Annotated in this window: 15 protein-coding genes; 10 read left to right on the plus strand and 5 right to left on the minus strand. The window is 43.7% G+C overall.

What is annotated here, in order from left to right; genetic code table 11:
* Window positions 1-3: 3 nt before the first annotated feature.
* The 7 genes from J5X92_RS04620 (at window position 4) to J5X92_RS04650 (ending at window position 5,176) form a co-directional block, all read left to right on the plus strand.
* Window positions 4-390: an AtpZ/AtpI family protein gene (locus J5X92_RS04620; RefSeq protein WP_208804819.1), complete on the plus strand. Its 387-nt coding sequence runs from the start codon at window positions 4-6 to the stop codon at window positions 388-390.
* Between the two features lie 21 nt (window positions 391-411).
* Window positions 412-738, plus strand: coding sequence for an ATP synthase subunit I (locus J5X92_RS04625; protein ID WP_208804821.1), 327 nt, complete (start codon window positions 412-414; stop codon window positions 736-738).
* Window positions 728-1,438, plus strand: coding sequence for a F0F1 ATP synthase subunit A (locus J5X92_RS04630; protein WP_208804823.1), 711 nt, complete (start codon window positions 728-730; stop codon window positions 1,436-1,438). The genes J5X92_RS04625 and J5X92_RS04630 overlap by 11 nt, the downstream gene beginning before the upstream one ends.
* On the plus strand, window positions 1,438-1,716 hold the full coding sequence (locus J5X92_RS04635; protein ID WP_013783888.1) for a F0F1 ATP synthase subunit C: 279 nt from the start codon (window positions 1,438-1,440) through the stop codon (window positions 1,714-1,716). The genes J5X92_RS04630 and J5X92_RS04635 overlap by 1 nt, the downstream gene beginning before the upstream one ends.
* Before the next feature lie 3 nt (window positions 1,717-1,719).
* Window positions 1,720-2,586, plus strand: a complete 867-nt coding sequence (locus J5X92_RS04640) for a F0F1 ATP synthase subunit B (RefSeq protein ID WP_208804825.1) — start codon at window positions 1,720-1,722, stop codon at window positions 2,584-2,586.
* A 9-nt stretch (window positions 2,587-2,595) separates the two neighbouring features.
* A complete protein-coding gene (locus J5X92_RS04645) occupies window positions 2,596-4,164 on the plus strand; it encodes an alternate F1F0 ATPase, F1 subunit alpha (protein WP_013783886.1) in 1,569 nt (522 codons plus the stop codon).
* A 94-nt stretch (window positions 4,165-4,258) separates the two neighbouring features.
* Window positions 4,259-5,176, plus strand: a complete 918-nt coding sequence (locus J5X92_RS04650; protein WP_013783885.1) for a F0F1 ATP synthase subunit gamma — start codon at window positions 4,259-4,261, stop codon at window positions 5,174-5,176.
* 6 nt (window positions 5,177-5,182) lie between these two features.
* Here the strand turns inward: J5X92_RS04650 and J5X92_RS04655 are convergent, their stop codons facing one another.
* Window positions 5,183-7,153, minus strand: coding sequence for a tetratricopeptide repeat-containing sulfotransferase family protein (locus J5X92_RS04655; protein WP_208804827.1), 1,971 nt, complete (start codon window positions 7,151-7,153; stop codon window positions 5,183-5,185).
* Window positions 7,154-7,272: 119 nt separating this feature from the next.
* On the minus strand, window positions 7,273-9,981 hold the full coding sequence (locus J5X92_RS04660) for a TonB-dependent receptor (RefSeq protein ID WP_013783883.1): 2,709 nt from the start codon (window positions 9,979-9,981) through the stop codon (window positions 7,273-7,275).
* Between the two features lie 297 nt (window positions 9,982-10,278).
* Between J5X92_RS04660 and betT the strand changes: the two genes are divergently transcribed.
* Window positions 10,279-12,249: a choline BCCT transporter BetT gene (gene betT / locus J5X92_RS04665; protein ID WP_208804829.1), complete on the plus strand. Its 1,971-nt coding sequence runs from the start codon at window positions 10,279-10,281 to the stop codon at window positions 12,247-12,249.
* 34 nt (window positions 12,250-12,283) lie between these two features.
* Entirely contained in the window at window positions 12,284-12,763 is a 480-nt protein-coding gene (locus J5X92_RS04670; protein ID WP_057791558.1) for a MarR family transcriptional regulator, read from the plus strand.
* 154 nt (window positions 12,764-12,917) lie between these two features.
* Here J5X92_RS04670 and J5X92_RS04675 read toward each other — a convergent pair whose 3' ends face one another.
* Entirely contained in the window at window positions 12,918-13,277 is a 360-nt protein-coding gene (locus tag J5X92_RS04675; protein WP_126872359.1) for an RnfH family protein, read from the minus strand.
* Window positions 13,274-13,705: a type II toxin-antitoxin system RatA family toxin gene (locus J5X92_RS04680; protein WP_013783879.1), complete on the minus strand. Its 432-nt coding sequence runs from the start codon at window positions 13,703-13,705 to the stop codon at window positions 13,274-13,276. Before J5X92_RS04680 ends, J5X92_RS04675 begins: the two co-directional genes overlap by 4 nt.
* A 213-nt stretch (window positions 13,706-13,918) precedes the next feature.
* On the opposite strand from J5X92_RS04680, the gene smpB reads away from it, so the two are divergent.
* Window positions 13,919-14,398 (plus strand): SsrA-binding protein SmpB, encoded by a 480-nt coding sequence (gene smpB, locus J5X92_RS04685; RefSeq protein WP_013783878.1) that lies wholly within the window; start codon window positions 13,919-13,921, stop codon window positions 14,396-14,398.
* A 51-nt stretch (window positions 14,399-14,449) separates the two neighbouring features.
* Here the strand turns inward: smpB and J5X92_RS04690 are convergent, their stop codons facing one another.
* Window positions 14,450-15,781, minus strand: coding sequence for an NADH:flavin oxidoreductase/NADH oxidase family protein (locus tag J5X92_RS04690; protein ID WP_244360232.1), 1,332 nt, complete (start codon window positions 15,779-15,781; stop codon window positions 14,450-14,452).
* Window positions 15,782-15,848 lie beyond the last annotated feature (67 nt).

Raw genomic sequence — 15,848 nt, forward strand, 5'->3', positions numbered from 1 at the left:
TTAATGGATAAACCAACTGTTAAGGCTAAAAACACTACACCGCGGCGCTCACACAGCATGTCTCATCATGTAAATAAGAAGGTGGCATTGAAGTTACATGCTAAGCGCCATAAACATCCAGGTGTATGGTTTGGGTTAGGTTTAATGGGGGTTGTGGGTTGGTCTGTTGCACTTCCCACGCTGTTGGGTATTGCCTTAGGCATTTGGCTTGACGCCAGAATTAGTGATTCTCGCGTTTATACGCTTATATTTTTGCTGGCAGGGTTAACGTTAGGCTGCTTTATTGCGTGGAATTGGGTAAGCAAAGAGTATGCAGCGATGCATAACCCTATCGTCACCAAGAAGGCAAACACTGAATCCAAAACAAAAACAAGTAAAGAAAGCGAATAAAAAATAAGGAGCCACCTAGCAATGATACCCATCGAAAATTTAAGTTTAACCTCACTTATTTTGCCTTTTGTTATAGGCACAATGCTAGGTTGCTGTTTTTTCTATGCCCTGTGGTTTACCGTAAAAAAAGGCATTAATGCCACGCACCCAGCGCTATGGTTTTTAAGTAGCTTATTGCTTCGTATGGGGACGGCAATCACTGTTTTTTACTGGGTGGGTGATAATGATATTTGGCGTCTATCAGCCTGCCTGGCAGGTTTTGTGATAGGTAGAATATTAATGACTAAAATCATTAATAACGCTAACCCTAACGGCGCAGAGAAAGGAGCCCTGCATCATGCACCTTAGCCCTGATGAAATTATTTATTGGCAGTATGGTGTTATCAAAATCAGCGCTACGCTTGTTTTTACTTGGGTCATTATGGCGCTACTGATAATTGGTGCCTATTTAATCACTCGTAACCTCAATAAAAAAAGTCATCGTTCACGCTGGCAAAACGCCTTAGAGATAATAGTCATCACCATTAATGACCAAATTTCAGATGCAGGCTTAGATAAACCGCGACGCTACATGGGGTTTCTAGGCACATTGTTTTTGTTCATTGCGATGGCAAATCTACTGACTATTTTCCCTGGATTTGAGCCGCCTAGTAGCTCCTTATCCACCACCCTTGCGCTGGCTTTTTGTGTATTTGTATCTGTGCCTTTTTACGGAATAAAAAACAAAGGGGTGAAACAATATCTACTTTCTTACACGGAACCCACGTATTTCATGTTGCCCTTCAATATTGTAGGCGAGTTGTCACGCACCCTAGCCCTTGCCGTACGCTTGTTTGGAAACATGATGAGTGGCGCCATGATCTTAGCCATTCTACTGGTTATTTCGCCGCTAATTTTTCCTGTTGTTATGTCACTGCTTGGCCTGCTAACCGGTATGGTTCAAGCCTATATCTTTTTTGTATTGGCATCGGTTTACATTGCCGCTGCCAGCACGGTTAGTGCGAAAGCCTCCCTTACCCTAACGCCACCACAACAAAAGGCAGAATAATGGACAGTCTTACGTTAATAGCAATTTGCTCAATTATCACCGCAGGTCTTACCATAGGTATTGGTGTGCTGGGGCCATCGCTTGCAGAAGGAAAAGCAGTTGCCAGTGCGCTAAACGCGCTTGCCCAACAGCCCGATGCGTCCCCCACCATTACCCGTACTTTATTTGTAGGGCTCGCCATGATTGAGTCAACTGCTATCTATTGCTTTGTAGTCTCAATGATTGTGTTATTCAGTAACCCGTTTTGGAATTATTTTATTGCCCAAAATGGAGGCTAAACCATGCCTATCGATTGGTTTACTGTTATTGCACAAATTATCAATTTTTTGATATTAGTGTGGCTGCTTAAGCGCTTTTTATACCGGCCTATTCTTGATGGCATTGATGCCCGTGAACATAAAATTGCTAGTGTTCTATCTAATGCCGAGACCCAAAAGAAACACGCAGAGAACCTTGAAGCTCAATATAAAGAAAAACTAACCAATATAGATGCTGAACGTTCAACCATTATTGAATTAGCCAAAGCAGAAGCACACAAAGCAACCTTAGCCGCCTTACAAGATGCAAAAGCACAAGCAGATGCATTATCAATAAAACGCACCAATGCGCTGAATACTGAAATTCAAATGTTACAAAACGAAGTGATTGAGAAAAGCGTGAAAGAAGTGTTTGCCCTTAGTCGTAAGGTAATAAGTGAACTCGCAGACCTACAACTTCAAGATAAAATGTTCGACAAGCTTTTATCGCACCTTAAGGCCCTTAACGAAGCGCAACACCATGAGTTATGCCTAGCTATCAAAAAAAACCAAGGGCAAGCCACAGTACGTAGTATCGCCCCTTTATCACAACCACAATGTGAGCACCTAAAAGCATGTTTAGAAGACATACTAACTGACCAACCCTCCCAACGGGCTACGGAACAGACTGGCGGCGATAGCCTGACTATAACCCTCAACTTAGAGGTAGACCCTCAGTTAATTGCGGGTTTAGCACTTAGCTTTGGCGGTTGGAAACTCAGTTGGAGCGCTAATGAAATGTTGAGTGCATTGCAGTACGAGGTAGCGCTGTCTATTGATGCTCAGTATGAAGAAAATCGCGCAAATATGCCCGCCGACAACGAACACCATTCGTTAAGCGCTAACCGTTAAGGTCATAACATGAACGACGCTAACAACAATGCCTTAAAAAAACGCTATCAATATGTGTTCAATCAACTTGAGTATATTCGAGAATCGCATATTCCGGATGTCAGCTTACAAGAGATGGGCACCGTTGAAAGCGTATCCGCTGGCATTGCTATTGTGTCAGGCTTATTCGGGGCTGGCTTTGAAGAATTACTGCTTTTTCCAAACGATATTTACGGTATAGCATTTAATATTGATGAGCATGAGATTGGCGTCATTATGCTAGGTGACTACACTGCGCTGCATGCGGGTGATGAAGTTAAACGCACCGGCCGCGTAATGGATATAGCCGTGGGCAACGGGCTGATAGGCAGAGTTATCGATCCATTAGGCAATGCGCTAGACGCTAAAGGTAATATTGTTACTCGGGAGCGGTTTCCTATTGAACGACCTGCGCCAGACATTATGTCACGTTCCCCTGTTACAGAGCCTTTACAAACCGGGGTAAAAGCATTGGATGCTTTATTACCCATTGGTCGTGGCCAACGTGAATTAATTTTGGGCGACCGTCAAACGGGCAAAACAGCAATAGCTATCGACACTATTTTAAATCAAAAAGACAAAAACGTACTTTGCGTTTATTGCGCCATAGGTCAAAAGTCGGCGTCTGTAGCCAAAACCATCACTACATTACAACGCAACAGTGCCATGGAATACACGGTGGTTATGGTCACAGAAGGAAATGATCCCCCCGGGCTCGATTACATTGCACCTTATGCGGCAACCAGTATTGCTGAGTATTTCACGCAACAAGGTAAAGATGTTCTTATTGTTTACGATGACTTAACGCAGCATGCTCGCTCTTATCGTGAACTATCATTACTACTTCGCAGACCACCTGGACGAGAAGCCTTTCCTGGAGATATTTTTTATCTGCATTCACGGCTTCTAGAGCGATCCACACACTTAAACGAAGCACTAGGTGGCGGCTCACTCACCGCCCTGCCTATCATTGAAACTGAAGAGCAAAATATGTCGGCTTACATACCGACTAATTTAATCTCTATTACTGATGGGCAAATATACTTATCGCCTACGTTGTTTTCTCTTGGTGTGCTACCCGCAATAGATGTAGGGAAATCGGTATCTCGTGTTGGCGGCAAAGCACAGAAACCAGCGTTTAGAAAGGTTTCAGGTGCCCTAAAGTTAGCGTATGCCCAATTCGAAGAACTAGAAACCTTTGCACGCTTTGGTGCACGACTAGACTCCGATAGTCTTTTGGCTATTGAACACGGGCTACGCATTCGAGCTTGTATGAAACAAGCGGAATCTCATCCCTTTTCAGTAGCCGCACAAATTGCCATTTTACTCGCCCTAACAAAGGGGTTACTTGACACCATTCCACTTAACGTAATTGATAGCGCGCAAGATTCAATCATTGATGGGCTTGGTACGCTAGCCCCAGCATTGTATGAAAAATTAGCGTCAGCACAGCCATTATCCGATGAAGAAAGCGACACTGTAATGACGATGATAAAGACAAAACTGGCAAGTGTGGCATCAACAGCAGATACTAAAACGACAACTGGCACGGAGCGCTGACGTGGGAGCTACTATGGCAGAGCCAATGAGTAAACCAAAGTACAGCGCTAGAATGGGCGAGTTAATATGGGCGAGCTAACATGGAAGAGCTAACATGGGAGAGCTAAGCAGCGGTTTACAACGCAAAATTAATAGCGCCACCGACTTGAAATCGGTGGTGAGAACCATGAAGGCCATGGCAGCAGCGAATATTAGCCAGTATGAAACGGCGGTGTCAGCACTTGATGATTATTACAAAACTGTACAGCTCGGATTAGTAGCTTATTTTCATAGTAATCAGATAAATAGCAAAGCAGTAAACTATTCAACAGTGAACAAAACAACGTCTTTAGGCAAGGTAGGGTTCATCGCCATTGGTTCTGATCAGGGACTAGTCGGTAAATTCAACGATGCCTTGGTTTCTCATCTGCTAAACACTATGAAGTCGCTGCCAGGCGAAAAGCGGGTGTGGGCTATTGGTGAACGTATTCAAACTCACTTAAGTAGTTTGAAGATACCTCTAGAGCAGCCATTTGCGCTCCCTAATTCAATTAATGCAGTAACAGGGTTGGTCACTTCATTGCTGCAAGAAATAGAAGCACTACAGCAAACAAATGAACTATGTGCACTACACATTGTATTTAATCGTAGTTTACCCAACGCAAAATACGAGACATGTACTCAGAAGGTATTGCCGCTTGATAGCGAATGGCAACAAAAGCTAACAGTAACGCGTTGGCCTTCCCGCTGTTTACCTCAGTTGCTTACTGATACAAAGAGAACGTTTAGTGCGTTAATTGGCGAGTATTTATTTACTACCTTGTATAAAGCATGCACTGAATCATTGGCCAGTGAAAACGCAAGTAGATTAACGGCCATGCAACGAGCCGAAAAAAACATAGAAGAACTTCAAACCGAACTTTCCCGACAATTTCACCGCCAACGGCAGCAAGGCATTGATGAAGAGCTTTCCGATTTAGTAAGCGGATTTGAAGCCCTGTCGTTTAAGCCAAGTGTGAAAGCCCGGCCATAAAATTCCCTAAGACACGTCCGGTCGCTTTGTTAATGCCACTTTAAGTTCATCTAAGTAGCCTTCAAAAGGCTTCCACTGCTGCATACCCGTTTTATATATAGGCTGGCGTACTTGTTCTGAACTGGGGGTTTTAATTACCCTTTTGGTTTCATAGAAAGACAAACAAGCAGGTTCAAATGGCAAGCCACAATAATCAAGAATACGATGTACCTGACCTTCTAAATCTTCAAGCACATCTTCGTGCTGCACGGTAAGGATGTGGTCGGGCAATACGGTATGCCAGTGGTTCATTAGCTTCTCATAAGCGCAATAATAACGGCCAATATCATCTAATGAATAGCTAAACTCCTGCCCTTCCCCGAATAGCTGCTTAAAGCCACTAAAACAACAATCCATGGGGTCACGTCTAGCATCAATAATCTTTGTGTTGGGCAAAATGCGTTTAATAAGCCCAATATGCACAAAGTTATTCGGCATTTTATCAATAAAGAAAGGAGCTGATTGACGATAAGCCTGGGTTTGCGCCATGTATTTTTCGCCAAGGGCAATGCACGCTTCATCAGATAAATCGGCAAGATTATACGGGTACGTTTTCTTTTGATTACTTAAACTAGAGGCAATGCCTAAAATATCATGTAGCTCCATGGTGCCATCTATCATAGAGTGAGACGCCAAAATTTGCTCTAGCAACGTAGAGCCCGCCCTTGGCAAGCCAACAATAAAAATAGGATCTGGTGCATCACAACCACTAAATTCACTCATTAATTCGGCATCGCAGGCCAATGCTTGCGCTTCAAGTGCCGCTTCTGTGCGGGTAATGTCGAATCGATGCGTGCGCTTTTTAAGGCTGTTACCTTTGGCATAATAGTCAAACGCTTTGTCGGCCTGCTTGGCATCTTCAAAGCCTTTCCCTAGTGCAAAGCAAAGGTGAATTCTGTCGTCTAGCTTTGTCGTTTCTAACGCTTCTTGAAGTTGCATAACCGCCAAGGCGTTATCATCAAATCGATAAGTTTTTGTGTTGGCTAGGCTCCAATACGCATCGCCGAAATCAGGTGCGAACGCGGCGGCTTTTTCATAAGAAGCAATGGCCTCTTTCACGTCTCCCTTCGCTTTTAACGCATGACCCAGGGCTACCCACAGTGCGGGGCGATCTTGTTTATCGGCCAGTAAGCTATGGTAAATACCAATCGCTTCTTCCAACTCACCAACCCCAACTAACGCGTGGGCCAAGCTAACTTTTATGGAAAAGCTTTCTGGCTGTTGCGCTAAGCGTGCTTGTGCAACTTTAGCGGCTTGCGGAAATTTACCTAGTTTTGCCAGTAGCCCTTGATAAGCCGCTTGGGCTTTATCGTTTTCAGGGTAAAGTGCAACACAGCTTTCTAGTAAAAATTCAGCGTCGTGATACACCTTTAGCTGCACGCCTAACTCTGCCAGTAGCATCATGGCTTCAGGGTGATGTTTGTTTTTGGCTAAAAACTGACGACAGACCTGCTCTGCTTTATGCAATTGACCTTCGTGCATAAGGTCGTGTGCGCCAAGCAAGGGTTTGGGCAAGCTTTGCAGGAAACTGATGTGCTGCTGCGCTAATAGAAGGGCTTGGGGTTGATTGTCACGCTTGTATATCGCTTCAAGTTGCTGCCATGCAGCTAATAACGCTGGATTAAAACGGGTTGCTTGATAAAAAGCATTGGCGGCTTCGCTGTGGGCATTGTCACGAGCATAGCAGTAGCCCAACTCTTGAAAGCCTCTACCATAATCAGGGAACAAACCGACTAACTGTGAAAGCGTAGTAATAGCATTTTTGATATTTCCGGATAGTCGGTACGCCACTGCCATGACATACATGGCTTCGCGGGTTGCATCTTCGCTGGGTTTAGCATCAAGAAACTGCTTACTCTGCGCAATAACATGCTGATGATTAGACTGCATCAAACTTTGTTTTAACGCAGAAAGGGTTTGTTGTTCTTGTGAATTCATAAATACAGCATGCCTAAAAACATAAAAAAACGGCATACCCTAAGGAATGCCGTTTTAGGTAGGTGTAACATGTTACATCAAACTCAAATTACACCAAAGTCAGATTACACCCAATGGGCTTAGTAGTAATCGTAAGAGAAACGAACACCAATAGTGCGTGGACGATTCGTTACTACCTTAGGTGTAAACTGCTGAGTATCAATATTTAATATCGCGCTTTCATCAAACACGTTATCAACATAAAGCTCGGCTTTCCAAACATCGTTAGTCACACCAACGGCTAGGTTAGCTAGCATGTAAGACTCTTGTACGTAACGGCCACCTTCAAATACGTCACCGTTAGAGTCGGCATAGGTTACCCCTTCGTAAACATCAGCATGCTTTTCAATTTTAAGGCCAGAACCTGTGCCGTAAATAAGTTGCGTTGCATCTTCCATTACGTAAGCGTCCATTACCATGCCAGCATAACGGTCACCCGTGTAGCTTACAGAGCCGTTAACATAACCACGCTTGTCACCTTCTAGCTCGAAGAAATAACGCGCGTTAATGTTACCCGAGAAGCCTGCAGAGTAAGGCAGTTCAGAACCTACACCCGCGGCAATACCTTCAAGCTCAGAATTTACGCTAGTTAATTCAGTACTTAGCAAACTGAATGCAGCGTTAATGACTAAATCGTCTGTGGCTAACCACGTAATATCAGCATCTATACCTTGAATCTCTGCATCACCAACGTTGTCGGTAAAGACTAAGAAAGAGATGTTAGTTGGGTCGAAACGTGACGTTTGTAAATCAGTAATTTCAGAGTAATACGCTGTAGCGTTTACACGCAGAATACCGTCTAAGAAGTCACCCTTCACACCTAGCTCGTAGTTATCGAGGGTATCTGTGGTTGAATACACTGGAATACGGAAGTTTTCAAATGCGCCACTTTGGTTTTTCGCCAAACCACCACCAACACGGTTAGTTACTGGCGGACGGAAACCTTCTGAATAGTTAGCAAACAATAGAACATCATCGTTTACCTTCCAATCTAATGAGAACTTGAAGATAGTATCGTCAACGGTAAGTACACCATCGCTACCTAACAAATCAGTTTCTAGCTGGCCACTGGCAATAGCAGCATTTACTGCATCTGGATCTAAACCAACTGCGGCTAACTCATCTGGGTCAAGTGAACCAAAGGCTTGTACACGACGGGTTACATCTACTGTTGTAGTAGAACCTGTGTACTTATCATCAATTTGATACCAACGGGCACCAACACTCGCGGTTAGTGAATCAGTAATGTCGTATTCAAACTGACCAAATACGGCAATTTGTTCAACGGTATGAGTAATATCGTTAACAAAGCTGATTTCAGATGGGAACGGTCCGCCATCGCTATTAATGCCATCAGTACCTACTAGGGTTTTTTGTAGGTTATTGAAGCCGTATTGTGTTAGCTCACCATCGGTATTGGCAATTTTGAACTGCCCTACTGTTGCTACTTCTTGGTCATCATAGAACAAACCAGCTGTTACACGCCAAGGCGTATCCATGGTAGTTACAAAACGAAGCTCGTGAGTTGAACGCGTTGTCGTTGTGTCTTCTCTAAAATACTTAGTAGGATCTAGACAGCGCTGATCTTCAGCTTCAACACCCGACTCATAGTGGTTACACACGTAATACGCGGCGAAAGCACCACCATTGGTGTAGCCTGTGTAATCAGCTAATGTATCGATTTCACGATCTAAATAACCACCTGTGTACACAAGGTCTAGTTTTTCTAAACGACCTTCTAGTGTCCACGTCGTTAAGCCGAACTCATCTTTGTTTTCTTCTTGAGCAAAACGAATAGCTGAACTTTCGCCTTCTAGAGTTGGGTCGTAAGCAAATACACCTTCTGTATCTAACGTTTGTTGGGTGTGCTGAACTAGCAAATCCCAATCATCGTTAAATTCATACAACAAACCAAAACGAGCACCTGTGTACAACGCATCGTTGAAGTCATCTTCTACTAATGCATCATTCTGAGGCGATACTACAGAGGCTTCTTCATTCGAGTTAACGCCAGGGCTAGTTACACGATTAGCGTCCATAGCAACAGGATCGGCAAGTGGGCCACCAGAAATACGGTCGATAACTACCGCACTGCCAATGTATCCACCTTCACCTGGCACGTTCATTACGTTATCAATCCAGCCGCCCTGCTTATCGTTATACGCCGCAACGCGGAAACCAAGCTTATCGGTAAGTGGCATATTGAAGTAAGCCGTTACCGAGTTACTCATTTCACCGCCTTTGGTGAAACCAATGTTGGTATCAAAACCAGCACCAAAACTGTTTAAATCGGGTTTATTCGTGATCAAACGAATTGTACCTGCCTGAGAGCTTGCACCGAACAAAGTACCTTGTGGCCCAGGTAACACTTCAACACGCGCAACATCAGTGGCGTAAACGTCTAGGTTACGGCCAGCCATGGATACCGGTTGTTCATCTACATAGAAAGCAACAGACGGCTGTAATGCTTGAACTGAAGATAACATGATGTTTGATTGGGTAGTTGCCGCGCCACGAATATAAATTTCGTTTTGGCCCGGGCCTGTGCCCTGAAACACTACGTTCGGAAGGAATTCAACGTAGTCTTGAAAATTATCAATGCCTAAATTTTCGAGTGCTTTTCCACTAAGTGCAGTAACGGCGACAGGTACATTTTGGATAGATTCGGCGCGTTTAGTGGCAGTAACTTCTATGGTTTCGAGTTTCGCTGGCGCTTCAGATTCTTGAGCGAGCAACGGTGTAGATGCCAATGCAGCGACAATTGCACAGCTAAGCTGAGTTTTACGCATAATGTGTGTTTTCCCTATTAGGTGATTTTTTATTCTTTGAGCTGTGTTTACTTAAAACACTTATCAAAAATAACTTATCTATTAACCCACAATCCAAGATTAATTTCTACTCTAACTATTATTTATTCACTTATACTTTAGTTATCCCCCGTTCTATAACGTGTAATTATAAAAGCGCCAATCAGTTAAAGAATCAGCTCTAATAATTACAATCAAAGTTTATAAAAGTTGTTCCATGCTGTATATTTCTGCGTATTAACTCTAAGTCGACAGATAAGAGAAAGGACTAGTACTAGCGTGAGCGAAACTGAGAACACATCACCTTTAAATAAACCCGTATTTTACACGTCTTCTATAATCATAGCTTGCCTGCTCATTTTTGCAGCAGCTTTGCCTGAAACTGCAGATTCACTTTTCAAAACTATACAATCAGTCATTGTGACTAATGGCAGCTGGTTTTATGTACTTACAGTAGCCATTGTATTGTTATTTGTGGTTTATCTGGGCATGTCTCGCTATGGCGATATAAAACTAGGCCCCGACCACGCCTTACCAGAATTTAAGTTCACTACTTGGCTATCTATGCTTTTTGCTGCGGGTATGGGTATTGGACTTATGTTTTTTGGCGTCGCCGAGCCCCTAATGCACTTTTTAGCCCCACCGACGGCGCAAGCTGAGAGTATTGATGCTGTGCGCGAAGCAATGAAAACGACCTTTTTCCATTGGGGTGTGCATGCTTGGGCAATTTATGCTGTGGTGGCTTTAATATTGGCCTATTTTGCGTATCGACAGAACTTACCGCTAACCTTACGTTCTGCCCTGTACCCGTTAATTGGTGACAGAATTTACGGATGGCCAGGCCATGTTGTCGATATTTTTGCCGTTACCTCTACCGTGTTTGGTGTTTCAACATCACTAGGGTTAGGCGCATCACAAGTTAATGCAGGCTTTAATTACTTATTCGGCTTACCTTCAAATACCACTGTTCAAATAATAATTATGGCAGCGGTTATCGGCTTAGCCGTCATCTCTGTAGCAACAGGACTAGATAAAGGTATTCGTATTCTGTCTGAAACCAATATGGTTTTAGCCATTTTACTGCTTCTTATTGTTCTAGTATTGGGCCCAACCGTATTTTTACTGCAAGCCTATATGCAAAATACGGGGGCGTACTTATCTGATTTAGTTAGAAATACGTTCAACTTATTTGCCTATGATAAAACCGATTGGATTGGTGGCTGGACCATCTTCTACTGGGGCTGGTGGTTAGCCTGGGCACCTTTCGTAGGCTTGTTTATTGCGCGTATATCATACGGCCGTACTATTCGAGAATTTATCTTGGGTGTGTTACTCATCCCATCTGCCTTCACGCTTTTCTGGATGACTGTATTTGGTAATGGTGCTATCGACCAAGTACTAGTGCATGGTAAGGACATATTAGCCACCATGGTCAACGAGGATAGTGCTGTCGCGCTATTTGTATTCTTAGAGCAGTTCCCGTTCTCATCGATATTAAGCTTTATTGCCGTAATAATGGTAATCGTGTTCTTTGTAACATCGTGCGATTCTGGGGCAATGGTAGTAGACATGCTATGTTCGCATGGTCGAAACGACACACCGTTGTGGCAGCGAATTTACTGGGCTGTTGGTGTAGGTGTGATAAGTGCGGTTTTACTTTATGCGGGTGGTTTGGGGGCACTTCAAACCATGACAATTGCCTCGGCGTTGCCCTTTGCAATCGTGTTACTCATAGCGATAGCGGGGCTATTGAAAGCGCTACGGGTTGAAGCCTATAAGCGTGAAAGTTTACAAGTGCTTGCCGGAACGCCGCAGCATAATGACGGTGATAAAAACTGGAAAGACCGATTAGAAAACATAGTGACCTTTCCCGATGAAGCGGCAGTTAGGCGCTATTTACAGAAAATTGTGAAACCCGCAATGACTGAAGTTGGGAAAGAGTTCGAAACACAGCAATTTGAAATCGTGATTGATGAAACCGAAGAGGCGTTAATGTTAACCGTCACTATGGGAAGCGATCCTGATTTTGTATACGCAGTGTACCCTTCGGTTACTCATCAGCCAGAATTTGGCCCGAGTGACATGCCAGAGGTAGACGAAGGCGAAAAGCCCACGTACTATCGCGCAGAAGTTCATTTAAGTGAAGGTGGTCAAAACTACGACATTATGGGATGGTCGAAGATCTCAGTTATTAATGACGTTATTGATCAATTTCAAAAGCATCAACACTTTATCCATTTGCTTAACTAGTTTGGGTGAGGGTTGCAGATTTATTAGGAATAAAATGCGAAAAGAAGAAGAATTGTTAGTTGCTCTACGGCGCGTGATCCGCGCCGTAGACCTACGCAGCAAGCAATTGAGCAAGCATGTTGGGCTAACAGGCCCACAATTATTGGTAATGCAAAATATTCAAGAGAAGCCGGGTATTATGGTGCGAGAAATCGCTGAAAACATAAACCTGAGCCCTGCGACCATTACCAATATTCTTGATCGCCTAGAAGGCAGAGATTTAGCAACCCGTATTCGAAGTACACAGGATAAGCGCAAAGTTGGCGTATTCCTTACTGAGAAAGGAAAGGTAGCAGTTGTGAATGCTCCTCGCCCACTTCAAGAACACTTTGTGGAACGTTTTTCGCAGCTTAAAGAATGGGAGCAAAGCCAAATGGTTGCTACTGTTCAGCGAATTGCGAGCATGATGGATGCAGAAGATATTGACGCATCACCATTTCTTGAGCTTGGTAGTATTTCGGAAAAACCTAACTAAAATCGTTAATAGGTTATTTCGCTTAAGCACATTTGCGATAAACAAAAACAAAACAGCCGGCATATGCCGGCTGTTTTTATTTGTACTCACGGAAACATTTAAAACCTTTAGTGCCCATACCCTCAGTTTCCAACCAAGGGTTGTGACTAACGCTTTAGTCAGTATTTTTATCCGCAGCTTTCAGAGGATTAACCCTGCCGCCAGTCACTTTATCGGCGCGGCCTTCTTCTTTGGCTTTTTCAGCGCGGCGTTTTCTAATTTCTTTCGGGTCGGCAATAAGTGGGCGGTAAATTTCTATTCTGTCGCCATCTTTGACCGTGTCGCGCAATTTAACCACGCGGCTCCAAATGCCTACTTTGGTGCTCGATAAATCGATATCTGGGTATTCATTTAACAGATTTGAAGCTTGAATCACCTCTTCTACGGTTGCCCCCTCTTCTATCGACACATCAACCAAAGACTGCTTAGTAGGAAGTGCATAAGCCACTTCAATATGCATTAAGCCTTCACTCACGCGTAAACACTCCTAGCACGTTCAGTGAACGCAACAACCATATTCGCTGCCAAGTTATTGAAGATTTTGCCAAACGCCATTTCTACTAACTTATTGGTAAATTCAAATTCAAGGTTTAACTCTATTTTACAGGCTTCGTCAGATAACGCTGAAAACGTCCAACCGCCGGTTAAATAGCGAAACGGCCCATCGACAAGCTGCATATCAATACGCTTACCTGGTTCAAGTTCGTTATGGGTAGTGAACCACTGCTTAATGCCTGCTTTTGCCACTAACAATGAGGCTTTCATGTTTTCACCAGATGCTTCTAAAACCTTGCTGTCTCGACAACCTGGTAAGAACTGCGGGTAAGCCGCAACATCATTTACCAAGTCGAACATAGCCTGGGCGCTGTGTGCTACCAATGCACTGCGTTGTATACTCGCCATGTACTTCACTATATAAATACCGAAAGGCGCATTATACCATAGAAAAAATACCACAGAAAAAACCCTTCTCTCGTCTTCGCTTTTCCCGTTTCGCCCCCACATCGTTATGTAAGGTCACAATACCTTTTTGCACTAATTAATATTAGTAAATGAACTAATAAATATTGCTATAGGTATACAGACATTCTTACGACAATCAGTATAATAGCGAGCATGAAAAAGAATAAAGCCAACAAAAACACCACCGGTACCATCGCGCAAAATAAAAAAGCGCGCCACGACTATTTCCTAGAGGACAAATTTGAAGCAGGTATTCAGCTTCAAGGCTGGGAAATAAAAAGTATCCGCTCAGGTAAAGTTAACATTTCCGATTGCTATGTGATTATTCAAAATGCCGAAGCTTATTTGGTAGGTTGTCGCATAAGCCCGTTAAACCAAGCATCTACTCACGTTGTGTGTGAACCCGAACGTGCGCGTAAATTGTTATTGAAAAAGCGCGAACTAGACCGACTAATGGGTGCAAGAGACAGACAAGGTTACTCTATTGTAGCCACGGCCATGTATTGGAAGAAATGCTGGGTTAAGTTAGAAATCAATCTTGCCAAAGGTAAGCATGAGCGAGACAAACGAGACTCATTGAAAGATCAAGACTGGCAACGTCAGAAAGAAAGAATGATGAAACACAGCGTTTAACGCTGTGTTTTTCTTTTAGCTGCCCCTCTATCTATTGGATTAGTTATTGGGCTATTTACTGGACTGGTCTGCACTAACATTACTTGCACTAGCTGAACTAGCGGTAACATTTTTGTCATTACTGCTTTCTTGACTAGTAAGCTGAACACTACCATTTTTAGCATTAACATCACGCTTAGTCATCGACTTGCGATGCATCATATCAAGTACCAAGCTCCACAATGGCGAAGGCGAACGCAGAGTTGTTAAGTTATTACCTAAACGCCTTAACTGACGGCGAACCATAGCCATGTTTGCTAAACTTGCTAATGACTTATCTTTCCACGTACAGTGCGGAATAACACCCGAATAACGCCATTCTTGCTGCCACTTCTTGGCTAAATCAGGCGTAATGGCCAACGCACTGGCTAACCCCACCAAAGAACAACCTTGCTGAATCACTTTTTCAGCAACTTCAGCCCGCTTTATACCGCCCGTTGTCATTAACGGAATATCGGTTTTGGTTTCAAGGGTGTGCGCAAATTCAAGAAAATATGCTTCACGAGCAAGGGTAGTATCGTCTCGAGTTTGCCCTTGCATGGCTGGCGCTTCATAACTACCGCCTGACAATTCCACCACATCAACACCTAGCGCCTCTAAACGGCGTACCACTTCACAGGCATCATCAAAACTAAACCCATTGCGCTGAAAATCAGCAGAATTAAGTTTAACCATAACAATAAAGCCACTTGGGCATACCGCGCGAATTTGGCTAACAATATTAATCAGTAAACGTGCACGATTAATAATAGAACCGCCCCACTCGTCTTGTCGCTGATTGGTTAGTGGCGATAAAAATTGGGTGAGTAGATAACCATGGGCCGCGTGAATTTCAACGCCATCAAAACCCGCTTTTTGCGCTTGCACTGCCGTTTCAACAAAGCGTTTGCACACATCGTGAATGTCTTGGCAAGTCATTTCTTTTGGAACGGCAAACAGTTTTGAGTGTTTACCCATCTTAAGAGGTACAGCCGAGGGCGCAATGGCTTTACCCTGCATGGCTTTAAATACCTGACGACCAGGGTGATTAATTTGCATCACCGCTAACGCGCCATTGGATTTGATAATTTTAGCCCAGCGCTCGAACGGCTCTAAGGGAGAGTTTTTATCTAGTACAACACCACCTGGGCCTGTCATCGACTCGCGATCGACCATCACGTTGCCCGTAATAACCATGCCCAAGTTCCCATGCGCCCAGTACCGATAAAGGGTATACAGCGCACTACCAGGAAGACTGCCCGCACTCGACATGTTCTCTTCCATCGCCGCTTTTACGAGACGATTACGTACCACTACCCCGCAAGGTAAGGTATAAGGGGTATATATTATTGAGTCTGAAGGCATTGGCACATCAATTGTAATTTTAAGCCGGTACACTTTAATGGTTATCGCCGATAAATGCATCTTTTGA

Source organism: Alteromonas sp. K632G (assembly GCF_017653625.1).
GTDB classification, from domain to species: Bacteria; Pseudomonadota; Gammaproteobacteria; order Enterobacterales; family Alteromonadaceae; genus Alteromonas; species Alteromonas naphthalenivorans.

Coding starts and splice junctions, on each gene's coding strand:
- J5X92_RS04655 (WP_208804827.1), bottom strand. CDS start 7,153: ATGAATTCACAAGAACAACAAACCCTTTCTGCGTTAAAACAAAGTTTG.
- J5X92_RS04670 (WP_057791558.1), top strand. CDS start 12,284: ATGCGAAAAGAAGAAGAATTGTTAGTTGCTCTACGGCGCGTGATCCGC.
- J5X92_RS04690 (WP_244360232.1), bottom strand. CDS start 15,781: ATGCCTTCAGACTCAATAATATATACCCCTTATACCTTACCTTGCGGG.
- J5X92_RS04635 (WP_013783888.1), top strand. CDS start 1,438: ATGGACAGTCTTACGTTAATAGCAATTTGCTCAATTATCACCGCAGGT.
- J5X92_RS04640 (WP_208804825.1), top strand. CDS start 1,720: ATGCCTATCGATTGGTTTACTGTTATTGCACAAATTATCAATTTTTTG.
- smpB (WP_013783878.1), top strand. CDS start 13,919: ATGAAAAAGAATAAAGCCAACAAAAACACCACCGGTACCATCGCGCAA.
- J5X92_RS04660 (WP_013783883.1), bottom strand. CDS start 9,981: ATGCGTAAAACTCAGCTTAGCTGTGCAATTGTCGCTGCATTGGCATCT.
- J5X92_RS04625 (WP_208804821.1), top strand. CDS start 412: ATGATACCCATCGAAAATTTAAGTTTAACCTCACTTATTTTGCCTTTT.
- J5X92_RS04650 (WP_013783885.1), top strand. CDS start 4,259: ATGGGAGAGCTAAGCAGCGGTTTACAACGCAAAATTAATAGCGCCACC.
- J5X92_RS04680 (WP_013783879.1), bottom strand. CDS start 13,705: ATGGCGAGTATACAACGCAGTGCATTGGTAGCACACAGCGCCCAGGCT.
- J5X92_RS04630 (WP_208804823.1), top strand. CDS start 728: ATGCACCTTAGCCCTGATGAAATTATTTATTGGCAGTATGGTGTTATC.
- J5X92_RS04620 (WP_208804819.1), top strand. CDS start 4: ATGGATAAACCAACTGTTAAGGCTAAAAACACTACACCGCGGCGCTCA.
- J5X92_RS04645 (WP_013783886.1), top strand. CDS start 2,596: ATGAACGACGCTAACAACAATGCCTTAAAAAAACGCTATCAATATGTG.